The sequence below is a fragment of the Candidatus Vesicomyosocius sp. SY067_SCS001 genome, from assembly GCF_014706615.1.
Lineage (GTDB): Bacteria > Pseudomonadota > Gammaproteobacteria > PS1 > Pseudothioglobaceae > Ruthia.
This window is the reverse complement of record NZ_CP054877.1, coordinates 673,930-686,987: the sequence shown is the minus strand read 5'-3', so window position 1 is coordinate 686,987 and position 13,058 is coordinate 673,930. Positions and strand designations below refer to the sequence as shown.

At 32.9% G+C, this 13,058-nt stretch carries 9 protein-coding genes; 7 read left to right on the top strand and 2 right to left on the bottom strand.

Annotation, left to right across the window (positions count from 1 at the left end):
- Positions 1–491: 491 nt before the first annotated feature.
- Positions 492–782 (bottom strand): LysR family transcriptional regulator, encoded by a 291-nt coding sequence (locus tag HUW60_RS03300; RefSeq protein WP_190600125.1) that lies wholly within the window; start codon positions 780–782, stop codon positions 492–494.
- A gap of 101 nt (positions 783–883) precedes the next feature.
- On the opposite strand from HUW60_RS03300, the gene HUW60_RS03295 reads away from it, so the two are divergent.
- The 4 genes from HUW60_RS03295 (at position 884) to HUW60_RS03280 (ending at position 5,815) form a co-directional block, all read left to right on the top strand.
- Complete coding sequence (locus HUW60_RS03295) at positions 884–2,266, top strand: ribulose-bisphosphate carboxylase (protein ID WP_190600124.1); 1,383 nt, start codon at positions 884–886, stop codon at positions 2,264–2,266.
- Positions 2,267–2,352: 86 nt separating this feature from the next.
- On the top strand, positions 2,353–3,162 hold the full coding sequence (locus HUW60_RS03290; RefSeq protein ID WP_190600123.1) for a CbbQ/NirQ/NorQ/GpvN family protein: 810 nt from the start codon (positions 2,353–2,355) through the stop codon (positions 3,160–3,162).
- 14 nt (positions 3,163–3,176) lie between these two features.
- On the top strand, positions 3,177–5,423 hold the full coding sequence (locus HUW60_RS03285) for a nitric oxide reductase activation protein NorD (protein ID WP_190600122.1): 2,247 nt from the start codon (positions 3,177–3,179) through the stop codon (positions 5,421–5,423).
- A complete protein-coding gene (locus HUW60_RS03280; protein ID WP_190600121.1) occupies positions 5,423–5,815 on the top strand; it encodes a hypothetical protein in 393 nt (130 codons plus the stop codon). The genes HUW60_RS03285 and HUW60_RS03280 overlap by 1 nt, the downstream gene beginning before the upstream one ends.
- Positions 5,816–5,831: 16 nt before the next feature.
- Here the strand turns inward: HUW60_RS03280 and mog are convergent, their stop codons facing one another.
- Complete coding sequence (gene mog / locus HUW60_RS03275) at positions 5,832–6,350, bottom strand: molybdopterin adenylyltransferase (protein WP_190600120.1); 519 nt, start codon at positions 6,348–6,350, stop codon at positions 5,832–5,834.
- Between the two features lie 774 nt (positions 6,351–7,124).
- On the opposite strand from mog, the gene HUW60_RS03270 reads away from it, so the two are divergent.
- Genes HUW60_RS03270 through narJ form a run of 3 tightly spaced genes read left to right on the top strand, consistent with a single transcriptional unit; the run spans position 7,125 to position 13,051 of the window.
- Positions 7,125–10,853, top strand: a complete 3,729-nt coding sequence (locus HUW60_RS03270) for a nitrate reductase subunit alpha (protein ID WP_190600119.1) — start codon at positions 7,125–7,127, stop codon at positions 10,851–10,853.
- A 3-nt stretch (positions 10,854–10,856) separates the two neighbouring features.
- The gene (gene narH, locus HUW60_RS03265; protein ID WP_190600118.1) at positions 10,857–12,398 is read left to right on the top strand and encodes a nitrate reductase subunit beta; all 1,542 of its coding nucleotides are present in this window, start codon (positions 10,857–10,859) and stop codon (positions 12,396–12,398) included.
- Positions 12,395–13,051 carry a nitrate reductase molybdenum cofactor assembly chaperone gene (narJ, locus tag HUW60_RS03260; RefSeq protein WP_190600117.1) on the top strand — a complete coding sequence of 219 codons (657 nt, stop codon included), beginning with the start codon at positions 12,395–12,397 and terminating at the stop codon, positions 13,049–13,051. The genes narH and narJ overlap by 4 nt, the downstream gene beginning before the upstream one ends.
- The last annotated feature ends 7 nt before the right edge of the window (positions 13,052–13,058 follow it).

The following is a 13,058-nucleotide window of genomic DNA, read 5'->3' as shown; positions in this document are numbered from 1 at the left end:
GTAACTAATAATGAGGGAATATTTTTAATATTAAGATATTTAATAATACCACTCTATAATTCTAACCTAACCGTATTTTTATAGATAAACTCAATATTTAAGCTTGTTTAAACTGATTTAATGGTTACTTAATTGGAATTAAATTGTGTATCTGTTATTACATTACTAATAGTAACGTGTGTGTTTGAATTTTATTCGTAGGTAATTAAAGTTTCACGTATAATTGTATTGATACTCTTATAATTATTGGTAAGTATTAAATATCTAGGATAAGCAATAGAGATGTGGATTATCCATAAAGAGTTTTGTTGTTAGTTATATATCTTGATGTCTTTCTATAACGATTAAATTAATTCTAATTTTACTTAGTTTTTCAAGTAGTAATTCACGATTAGTTACTTCTATAGTGAAGGGTTCTTTTGGGATGTTTCTGTTTAAATCTTACCAAGATATGACTAATGAATGAGTTTGGTTGTGCTGATAAACCCAATTTATAGGTGTCTAGAGTTTATATTTAGTGTTTTCTCAATATCAGATTTGGTTCGTTCTAGTTTGTTAATAACCTTTAAGCAAGTTTGGTATAGTTTATTTCCAATAAAAGTAGGATGAATACTCTTGCCTTTAATATTAACTAAATCAGAGCCAATATTTTTTTGTAGTTGTTGAATTTGCATATACACAGCAGGTTGAGTAATATTAAGTTCTTTGCTGGCCTTGGTAAAACTAGATAGACGGATTACTGCTTCAAAACTGTACAGCTGTTTTAATGTGAAGTTGATCATATCGTTAAGATATATTTGTATAAAATCATAAATAAATATTATTTTACATTATTGATAGTGTCTTGTATCATGAACGTTTATTTAATAAATAGGAGTCCATTATGGATCAATCAAATAGATATGCAGATTTGTCATTAGACGAAGATACGCTATTAGCTGAAGGCGGGCATATTCTTGTTGCCTACACAATGACCCTAATGCCTAATTTTGGTGGTTATTTAGAAACTGCTGCTCACTTTGCAGCGGAATCATCTACTGGTACAAATGTTGAAGTATCAACTACAGATGATTTTACTAAAGATTTAGATGCTATGGTTTATGAGATTGATGAAGTTAAAGGTATTATGAAGATTGCTTATCCATGTGGCTTATTCGATCGTAATTTAATTGACGGTCGTGCAATGGTTGTATCTTTCTTAACACTTGCCATTGGTAATAATCAAGGTATGGGTGATGTGAAATGCGCGCAAATGATTGATTTCCACGTTCCTAAGCAAATGTTAGATATTTTTGATGGTCCCTCTGTTGATATTACAGATTTATGGAATCTATTGGGCCGTGATCGTAAAAATGGGGGGTATATCGCTGGTACGATTATTAAGCCTAAGTTGGGCTTACGTCCTAAGCCTTTTGCTGAAGCAGCATATCAATTCTGGTTAGGTGGTGACTTTATTAAGAATGATGAACCTCAAGGTAACCAAGTGTATGCCCGTATGAAGGATGTAATGCCTTTAGTTTCTGATGCCATGAAGCGTGCACAAGACGAAACCGGTGAAGCTAAAATTTTCTCTGCTAATATTACTGCTGATGACTATCATGAAATGATTGCTCGTGGTGAATATATTTTAGAAGCTTTTGGCGAGAATGCGCATCATGTTGCTTTTTTAGTTGATGGTTATGTTGGTGGTTGTGGTATGGTTACTACTGCACGTCGTAACTTCCCTAGTCAGTATCTACATTATCATAGAGCTGGTCATGGTGCAATTACATCTCCAAGTTCAGTTCGTGGTTATACGGCACTGGTTCTTGCTAAACTTTCTCGCCTTATGGGTGCTTCTGGTATCCATGTGGGTACAATGGGTTATGGCAAGATGGAAGGTGGTGCTGATGATAGAAACATTGCATATATGATCGAGCGAGATAGTGCTGATGGTCCAGTTTATCATCAAGAATGGTTTGGTATGAAGCCAACAACACCAATTATTTCTGGTGGTATGAATGCGTTGCGTCTTCCTGGCTTCTTTGAAAACCTTGGTCATGGTAATGTAATTAACACTTCTGGTGGCGGTTCTTATGGTCATATTGATTCGCCTTCAGCGGGAGCTAAGTCATTACGTCAAGCATATGATTGTTGGATGGCTAAAGCTGATCCAATTGAGTTTGCTAGAGATAATAATGAATTTGCTCGTGCATTTGAATCTTTTCCAGGAGATGCTGATTCTTTATATCCTGGTTGGAGAGATAAATTAGGCGTTCACAAGTAAAATTTGTAGTAAATAGTTAATGAAAGCCTCTGCTGCAAACAGAGGTTTTTTATAAAATTTAAAAAAGATACATTTAGGATAGAGTTATGTCAAATTTCGATATCAACCAATTTAAAATTGAATTAGAGCCTTTTTATAAAGCTCAATCAACTGAAGTAGAATTATATACTGCAGCATATAATTCAGGATTACCAGTGATGATTAAAGGACCAACAGGTTGTGGAAAGTCTCGTTTTATTGAATATATGGCCTATAAATTAGACAAGCCTATTATTACGGTATCCTGTAATGAAGATATTACTGCGTCAGACTTGATTGGTCGTTTTTTACTAGATACCAATGGTACCCGTTGGGTAGATGGTCCGTTAACATTAGCAGCACGTCATGGTGCAATTTGTTATCTTGATGAAATTGTAGAAGCACGCCAAGATACTATGGTTGTTATCCATTCTCTTACTGACCATAGACGTGAGTTAATGTTAGATAAAAAAGGTGAGCTTGTAAAAGCACATTCGGATTTCCAATTGGTGATTTCATATAACCCAGCTTATCAATCACTTATGAAAGACCTTAAACAATCAACTAAGCAACGTTTTACTGGTATGGATTTTGATTATGTATCGGCTGAATTAGAAACCAGTATTGTTGTTAGAGAGTCTGGTGTTGATAGCGATATTGCAACTAAATTAGTAAAACTTGCACAGGCTACTCGTAATTTAGTAGGACATGGTATTGATGAAGGTGCATCAACTCGTTTGCTTAATTATGCAGGTACATTGATTGCTTCAGGTGTTGCAGTAAAAGATGCTTGTAATATGGCATTAGTATGCCCAATTACTGATGATGTAGAAATTCGTACCACTATGAGTAGTGCAATTGATGCTATTTTTGACTAAAATTACTTAACAGTATGCCTGAAGTAAGTCAATATAAACCCTTAAATTGTGCTTTTAATACGATTCAAAGAGTATTTATTGAAAATATTGAACAAGCTGCCAGAAGACTTTCAGAACAAGGTTTAATTGAGTATTATAAAGGCACTGAATTTTTAGCAAAAATTGGTCAAGGCGATACTTTGTCTATTGTTTTTTTAAAAACAATGCCTTGGGTAGGTGAATTTTATGGTGATGGTAGTATTCAAAAAATTGTAAATTTTGCTTATCAAAAGATATCTAGGACACCTAATAAAGATGCAGTTAAACCATTTTTACACAGTTTTATTGATGTTATTGAACATACAAATAATGATCAACTTGATGAGTACTTGAATCTAATTGAATATCATCTGAATAAAACTACATTTTCAATACATGGCATTCATGATACGCACGCTTCTCCATCATTATTAGCCATGCTTTCTAATATGCATTTGTTATTGGAACAATTAGAATTTGAAGGTATTTATAAGTGGATTAATTATGGTTTAAGATATTTTCAATACCATCCTAAACGACAAGAGGAATATTTTTCATTATTAAGTGCTGATTCAAAAGCTGTATTTCAACGGCAAAGAAAGGGTTTGTTGTTTATTGATGTTGAGCGGAAAATTAATTTATTTCAGCGTGCACTTTGGAAAACAGAATTCATGTATGCACCGTATTCTCCAGACTTTGAAAAACTAGAACACTTTCGTCCTTATTTAGAAGGTAATATTATTCGTCTGCCAGATGTTTATGAATTATTTAATGGTGTTAATGCTTGCAAGCGTTATATGGCTTTAATAGCACATTTGATTGCACATCATCAATTTACCACTAAGATCGTTGCTGATAATGTTTCACCGCAGCAACGATTTTTTACTGAAATTTTTGAAGATGCTCGTGTTGAATATTTAGCTATGCAAGAGTATCCTGGTTTAAAAAATTTATGGTTAAATTTAATTCCAATAGTAGATGAATTTGATTGTGATGATAAGCATCAATCTTGCTTACGACATCGTGCTATTATGCTTACATACGCTTTACTTGATGATAATCACCATTATAAGAATAAAATTCTCTTAGATTATGTTGAAAAATTTAAGACATTAATGAACACAGGGAAAACAAGTACATCAGATAGTTTAAAACTTGCTTTAAAATATTTAATTAAAACAAGAAGTGCCTCAGATGCGTTAGCTAATATGTATTTTGAAAATACTGAAGTGACTTATCGAGATGATAACCGTTCAATGTGGTTGTTTATTGAAAAATTTGATGAAGAAGATAATATTTTTGAATATCAAAAAAAATCTGAAGAGGAAGACGAGGATAAAGTTGAAGTAATACCTCCGCATTATTATGACGAATGGGATTATTCTTATGAAGCTTATAAGCCAGATTGGGTAGCTGTATATGAACGATTACATTCGCACAGTGATGCATCAAAGATTGATAGAATTCTTGACAAGCACTCAGCTTTGGTTAAACAGCTTAAAAAAATATTAGATTTGCTTAAACCACAAAATAAGAAACGTCTTCGTTATCAAGAAGAGGGTGCTGAGTTAGACCTTGATATTGCATTACGCAGTGTGATTGATATTAAAAATGGTTCTCAGCCTGATACTAGAATTAATGTTGATTTTGAACATGATTCTCGCAGTGTGTCAGTATTATTGTTGTTAGATTTATCGGAGTCATTAAATAAAGTTGTTGGTAAATTTGGACAAACTATTTTAGAACTATCACAAGAAGCAGTGTCTTTGTTGGCTTGGGCAGTAGAGCAGTTAGGTGATAATTTTTCTATTTCTGGGTTTAATTCTAATACCAGACAGAAAGTTATGTATTATCATATCAAAGGTTATGGTGAGCATTGGGATGATACAGTAAAGGCACGTTTAGCTGATTTAAAGGCTGAATTTTCTACTAGAATGGGTGCTGCTATTCGCCATGGCGCACATTATTTAGACTTACAGCAAAGTGATAAAAAATTAATGCTTGTTTTAACTGATGGAGAACCTTCTGATATTGATATTTATGACCCAAAAATTTTAATTCAGGATGCGCATAAAGCTGTGCAAGAAGTTCAACAAAAAGGTATATATCCTTATTGTATTAGCTTAGATAAAAAAGCAGATGAATATATTGTTGATATTTTCGGCTCCCATTACTCGGTAATTGATCGTATTGAATCTTTACCTCAAGAGTTACCAAAATTATTTTTATCACTGACTAAATAATGTCTACTAATACTACGGTTACAGCAAGTGTTGGATTTGATTATCAAGCCCAACATTATGAGTTAAGTAATGTGATTGATATTGAGAATATTATTTATCATGATGATTTTTTTAATGCTGTATATTTATCAATTGCTCGAGCAAACAATATTGACTTGTATTCTTATCAGCTAGATGTTATTTTAGATCAAACTATTATATTTTCTAATGCAAAAGGTTGTGTAGAAGGTTGTTTGAATAACGGTAAGCTAGATTTAATCTTGTTAAGAGAAAATTATCAACAAACAGAATATTTGTCTAAGATTAAAGTCATTGCTGAGCAATTTAAAATTCACGACAACATCACTACCGCATTATTAGAAGCGTACCTATTAGGTAAAAAGTCTAGTTAAATTTTTATTCTAAATTTTATTCGATAAAATCTAAATCAATTTGAATATTAGATTGGTCAAGTAATTCTAAACATTTAGGCACTGCTAAAAATACTGCACCTAAACATATTGCAATTGCATCGGGCTTTCCTGGTAGATTGATAATTAAGCTACTACCACGTGTACCTGCTGTTTGGCGGGATAAAATCGCTGTGGGAACCGTGCGTAATGATATATTACGCATTTGTTGAGCAAATCCATCAAGTATACGTTCACATACGGTATATGTTGCTTCTGGTGTTATATCACGTGTTGTGACTCCAGTACCTCCAGTAGTTAGAATTAAGTTGCAATGCTTGTTATCAGCAAAATCAATCATGGTTTTTTCAATTAAAGGTTGACTATCTTCAATAATTATATCTTCTACTGTGTAGGGAGATAGTACAGCATTTTTAATCCAATTTTGCATAGCAGGCCCGCTGATATCCTCATATTCACCTCTAGCAGCACGATCAGATATAGTAATAAAACCAATTTTAATGTTTATTTTTCTCATATATTTAAAGACCAGTTAGTTACTTTAAACGATTAATTTTACCATTCTCTTGAATGGTAAAAACAGTCTAAATAGCTAATTTTTACTAAATTAAATCAATTATAGGATAATTACTGCTTAGTAGTTAAAATTATAAGCTAATTAAGTTTTAGCGATTAATACTATTGTATTTATAACGTGTTTACTGTGTGGATGATATTTCCTAATTATTTGTATTGGTGTTGCATATCTTCAATTTATGAGTATTTTTTATTAAAACTATTTATTAATTATATGGATACTTAAGTTACTACTACTTGTTTAATTTTATCTATTAAGGTTATATTTAACTTTCAACATAATTATGTTAATAATGACATTATACTAAAGTAAAACTATAAATTTACATAACTCGTCAGCATTAATTTATACATGGATTAATGTTTTATTGATGTACTTATTTGATCTATTATATGATAAGTTTAATAGGTTTTGTCAGAAAGCAGTATAAATGATTTTTATACTGTATTATTCTATAATAATAATGATTATGCTATTAAGCATAGTTTATTTAATGAAGTAAGTTTACAGAGGTTCTATGTAAAAAAAGTTTTTTGATTTTTTTTAATTATAATACACAGATATTAATTTTAAAAATTAATTAAAGTAATTTGAATTATTTCTTTTTATTAAATAAATAATAAGTATACTTATTTAGTAATTGGATTGATTGTTTTACATTAAAGTTCTTATTAAAATCATCGAATAAAAATGTAATGATAATAGGAGGTAAAAATGAGTTATTTATTAGATAGAATAACATTTTTTACCCAGTCAAAGCCTGAATATTTCTCTAATGGTCATGGAAAATTAGTACATGAAAATAGAAGTTGGGAAAAAGCTTATCGTAATCGCTGGGGACATGATAAAGTTGTTCGTTCGACTCATGGTGTTAATTGTACAGGATCATGTAGTTGGAAAATTTATGTAAAAAATGGCTTAGTAACTTGGGAAACACAACAAACTAATTATCCTAGAACTCGTCCAGACTTGCCAGATCATGAGCCTAGAGGTTGTCAAAGAGGTGCAACATATTCATGGTATTTGTATAGCGCCACTCGTCTTAAGTATCCTCTAATTCGTTCTAGATTATTAAGAATCTGGCGTGAAGCTAAAAAGCAAAATATTGATCCTGTTGATGCATGGAAGTCAATTATGAATGATAAAGCTAAAACAAAAGAATACAAACAAGTTCGTGGTTTAGGTGGGATGGTTCGTGTTAATTGGGATGAAGTGAATGAGATTATTGTAGCCTCCAATATTTATACAACTCAAACCTATGGACCAGATAGAGTTGTCGGTTTTTCACCTATTCCAGCTATGTCAATGGTGTCTTATGCAGCTGGTTCTCGTTATTTGTCATTAATTGGCGGTACTTCTTTAAGTTTTTATGACTGGTATTGTGATTTGCCACCATCCTCACCTCAAACCTGGGGTGAGCAAACTGATGTGCCAGAAAGTGCTGATTGGTATAATTCATCTTATATTATAGCATGGGGCTCTAATATTCCTCAAACTCGTACTCCAGATGCTCATTTTTTTACGGAATCTCGGTACAATGGTACTAAAACTATTGCAGTAACACCTGATTTTAGTGAAGTTGCTAAGCTTTCTGATGAGTGGATGAGTCCAACTCAAGGTACAGATGCAGCGCTTGCTATGACAATGGGACATGTTATCCTAAAAGAGTATCATTTAACCAATAAAAGTAAATATTTTACTAATTATATCAAGCAATATACAGATATGCCATTTTTGGTAATATTGGAAGAAAAAAAAGAGGTATTTGTACCTGGAAGAACTCTTCGAGCTTCGGATATTCATGGCGCTTTAGGCGAAAAAGATAACACCGAATGGAAACCACTACTGATTGATCAAAATACTAATGAAATTGTTACTCCAACAGGAACGATAGGATTTCGTTGGGATGGTTCTGGTAAGTGGAATATTGAAAATAAAAATGCTATGAATGGTGCGGATATTGATCCAAAAATTACTTTAAAAGATAATAATGATGAGATTATATCCGTTGGATTTCCATATTTTAATAACAAAGCCCATGATCAAGAAATATTTACAAATACAGCTCATAATCCTATTTTAATGAGAAATGTTCCAATTAGACAGTTAACTTTGGTTAATGGTAATGAAGTTAAAGTTTCAACAGTGTTTGATTTAATGATGGCAAATTATAGTGTTGACCAAGGATTAGGTGGTGACAATGTTGCTGCTTCATTTGATGATGATGTGCCTTATACGCCAGCTTGGAATGAAAAAGTAACAGGAGTTCCAAGAGAGCAAACTGTGCGTATTGCTAGAGAATTTTCAGAAAATGCAGATAAAACACAAGGCAAGTCGATGGTTATTTTAGGTGCTGCTATTAATCATTGGTACCATATGGATATGATCTATCGTGGTATTATTAATATGTTAATGATGTGTGGCTGTATTGGTAAATCTGGTGGTGGTTGGTCTCATTATGTAGGTCAAGAAAAACTACGTCCACAAACAGGATGGTTACCATTAGCATTCGCTCTAGATTGGCATCGTCCACCTCGCCAAATGAACGGAACTTCATTCTTTTATAACCATTCTAGTCAATGGAGATATGAAAAATTAGAGGTTGATGAGATTTTATCTCCACTAACTGATAAGACAGAATGGAAAAACTATTCTATAATAGATTGCAATGTTCGCAGTGAAAAAATGGGTTGGTTACCTTCGGCGCCACAGTTCGAAGATAATCCATTAGAAATTACTAAGCAAGCAGAAGAAGCAGGCATAAATGTTAAAGATTATATTGTTCAGAAACTTAAGTCTAAGGACTTAAAATTTTCTTGTGAAGATCCTGATAATCCAAAAAATTTTCCTCATAATATGTTTATATGGCGTTCTAATATACTAGGTTCTAGTGGTAAAGGACATGAGTATTTATTAAAATATTTATTAGGTGCACAAAATGCAGTTTTAGGCAAAGAGACAGATAAAAAACCATCTGAGGTTAAGTGGCGTGAAGGCGTAGAAGGTAAGGTTGATTTACTTGTAACATTAGATTTTAGGATGTCAACTACTTGTTTGTATTCAGATATTGTTTTACCATCAGCAACATGGTATGAAAAGAACGATCTAAATACTTCAGATATGCATCCATTTATTCATCCGTTGTCTAAAGCAGTAGATCCTGCGTGGGAATCAAGAAGTGATTGGGAAATTTATAAAGGGTTAGCTAAAAAATTCTCAGAACTTTGTCCTGGACATTTAGGAAAAGAAAAGGATATTGTTGCTGTACCTATTTTGCATGATACGTCGGAAGAAATGGCTCAGGCAACTGATGTTAAAGCTTGGTTTGATGGTGAGTGTGAGGCTATTCCTGGTAAAACAATGCCAAATTTTATTGAAGTTGAAAGGAATTATCCAGATACTTACAAAAAGTTTACCTCATTAGGACCACTAATGTCTAAGATGGGTAATGGTGGTAAAGGTATTGAATGGAATACTGAAGATGAAGTTACTTCTTTAGGTGATTTAAATAAAATTGTTAAAGAAGAAGGAGTGTCTAAAGGTCTTCCTAAAATAGAAACTGATATTGATGCAACCGAAGTAATTTTATCTTTAGCTCCTGAAACTAATGGTAAAGTTGCTGTTAAAGCTTGGAAATCATTAGGTAAAATAACAGGTAAAGATCATACGCATCTAGCGAAATCAAAAGAAGATGAGCAGATTCGTTATAGAGATATTCAAGCACAACCTAGAAAAATTATTTCATCACCTATTTGGTCTGGTCTTGAAGATGAACATGTTAGTTATAATGCAGGTTATATTAATGTGCACGAATATATTCCTTGGAGGACATTAACGGGTAGACAGCAGTTTTACCAAGACCATAAATGGATGATAGATTTTGGTGAGAATTTATGCACTTATAAGCCGCCTATTAATACTAGAACAGTTGAACCTATTATCAATGAAAAGAACGATGGACGTTCTCAAGTTGTATTAAACTGGATTACACCACATCAGAAATGGGGTATTCATTCAACTTATTCTGATAACTTATTAATGCTCACACTTAATCGTGGTGGTCCAGTAGTATGGATAAGTGAAGTCGATGCTCAAAAAATTAATGTTGAAGATAATGATTGGATTGAGTTGTATAATTCTAATGGTACGATTGCTGCTAGAGCGGTTGTATCACAAAGAGTGCCAGAAGGTATGGCGCTTATGTATCATGCTCAAGAAAAAATTACTACTACGCCTATAGCAGAAAAATCAGGATTTAGGGGGGGTATTCATAATTCTGTTACTAGAACGATTACTAAACCCACCCATATGATTGGTGGTTATGCACAATTATCTTATGGATTTAACTATTATGGTACAGTAGGTTCTAATCGTGATGAATTTGTAGTTGTGCGTAAAATGAATAAGGTAGATTGGAAAGATGAACCAGCAAAAAGAATATAACTCATGAGAATAAGAGCACAAATAGGAATGGTTTTAAATTTGGACAAGTGTATTGGTTGTCATACGTGCTCAGTTACTTGTAAAAATGTATGGACTTCACGTCAAGGTGTTGAGTATGCTTGGTTTAATAATGTAGAAACAAAACCTGGTATTGGTTACCCTGTAGATTGGGAAAATCAAGATAAATGGAATGGTGGATGGGTTTCTAAAAATGGTAAATTACAACCTAAAATTGGGGGTAAATTTAGATTATTAGCAAAAATATTTGCTAATCCTGATTTACCTGAAATTGATGATTACTACGAGCCGTTTACGTTTAATTATGCTCATTTGCAAAATGCACCTGAAATGATTACACCACCTGTGGCAAGGCCACACTCTATGATTACTGGTGAAGTTATGGAAAAACCAGAATGGGGTCCTAACTGGGAGGAAATTTTAGGTGGTGAGTTTAAAAAACGTTCAAAAGATTATAATTTTAAAACTATAGAAAAAGAGATTTATGGTCAATTTGAAAATACATTTATGATGTATTTACCACGCTTGTGTGAACATTGTCTTAATCCATCTTGCGTGGCTGCATGTCCATCTGGCGCTATTTATAAACGTGAAGAAGATGGTATTGTCCTAATTGACCAAGATAAATGTCGTGGTTGGAGAATGTGTGTTAGCGCTTGTCCTTACAAAAAGATTTATTACAATTGGCAGTCTGGTAAGTCAGAAAAATGTACATTTTGTTACCCAAGAATAGAATCTGGAGAGCCAACAGTTTGTTCTGAAACCTGTGTTGGTAGAATTCGTTCATTAGGAGTTATTCTTTATGATGCGGATAAAATTGAAGAAATGGCTAACATGAGCGATGAAAAAGATTTATATGAAGCTCAGTTAAAGATGTTCTTAGATCCAAACGATGAATTCATTCAAGCAGAAGCTAAAAAAGACGGTATACCTGACAGTTGGATGGAGGCTGCTCAAAACTCTCCTGTTTATAAAATGGCAATTGACTGGAAAGTGGCTTTTCCGTTACATCCTGAATATAGAACATTACCTATGGTTTGGTATATACCACCATTATCTCCAATTCAGAACGCAATTGAAAAGGGTGTAATTAACAATCGAGGCCCTATTCCAAATGTTGAAGAGTTGCGTATCCCAATTCGTTATTTGGCAAATATGCTTACAGCAGGTGATGATAAGCCTATTATATTTGCTTTAAAGAGAATGATTGCTATGCGTAACTTTATGCGCGCAAAGCGTGTTGATAACGTTATTTTAACTGAGGTATTGGATGAGGTAGATTTGACAGAAGATATGGTTGATGATATGTATAGAACTATGGCACTGGCTGCTTATGAAGATAGATTTGTAATTCCTACTAACCATAAAGAATATGCAGGAGAGATGCCTTTTGATAATGAAATTGCTTTTGATACTAGATCTTCTTGTGGATTTAGCTTTGGCAATGGTTGTTCTGAAGGTTCTACAACAGCTACTTTATTTGGGGGTAAAACACATTCTAATACAATGAATGGAAACATTCCATGAAAACACTTAAAGTTTTAGCTGTTTTATTGTCTTATCCGAATATTAATGTTTATAAAAATATTGATGAGCTTGCTGAGGTTTTAAAGCAAGAATCTTTGTTATCTAAAAAGAAGATTAAAGAATTATTGTCTTTTATAGAGGATTATAAAAATAAAGATCTTTTAGAGTTGCAAGAGCGTTTTGTGGTAACTTTTGATAGAAGTCGTATTCATTGTTTAAATTTATTTGAGCATATTCATGGTGAATCACGTGATCGTGGTCAGGCTATGGTTGACTTGATTGATATGTATGCAAAGAAGAATTTATTTATTGACAAGAAAGAATTGCCTGATTATTTGCCATTATTTTTAGAGTATTTGTCTTTATGTGATGTTCAAGAGGCGATAACCTCATTAGGGGATACGGTTGATATTATTGCTTTGATCGGTGGTCATCTTAAAAAGAATAAATCTCCTTATCAAATTATCTTTTCTGCATTAGAAGAATTATCTAACATTAAAGCAAATCAATTTAAAGTAGCAGAGGCGATAGAAAATAGCCCAAAAGAGCCAGAAACATTGGATGAATTAGATGAGTTATGGCAAGAACAAGAAGCGTTTAGTGGTGATTCGTCAGAGTGTAGTGCTTGTGAAACTAATGTAACAATAAATTAAACACGGA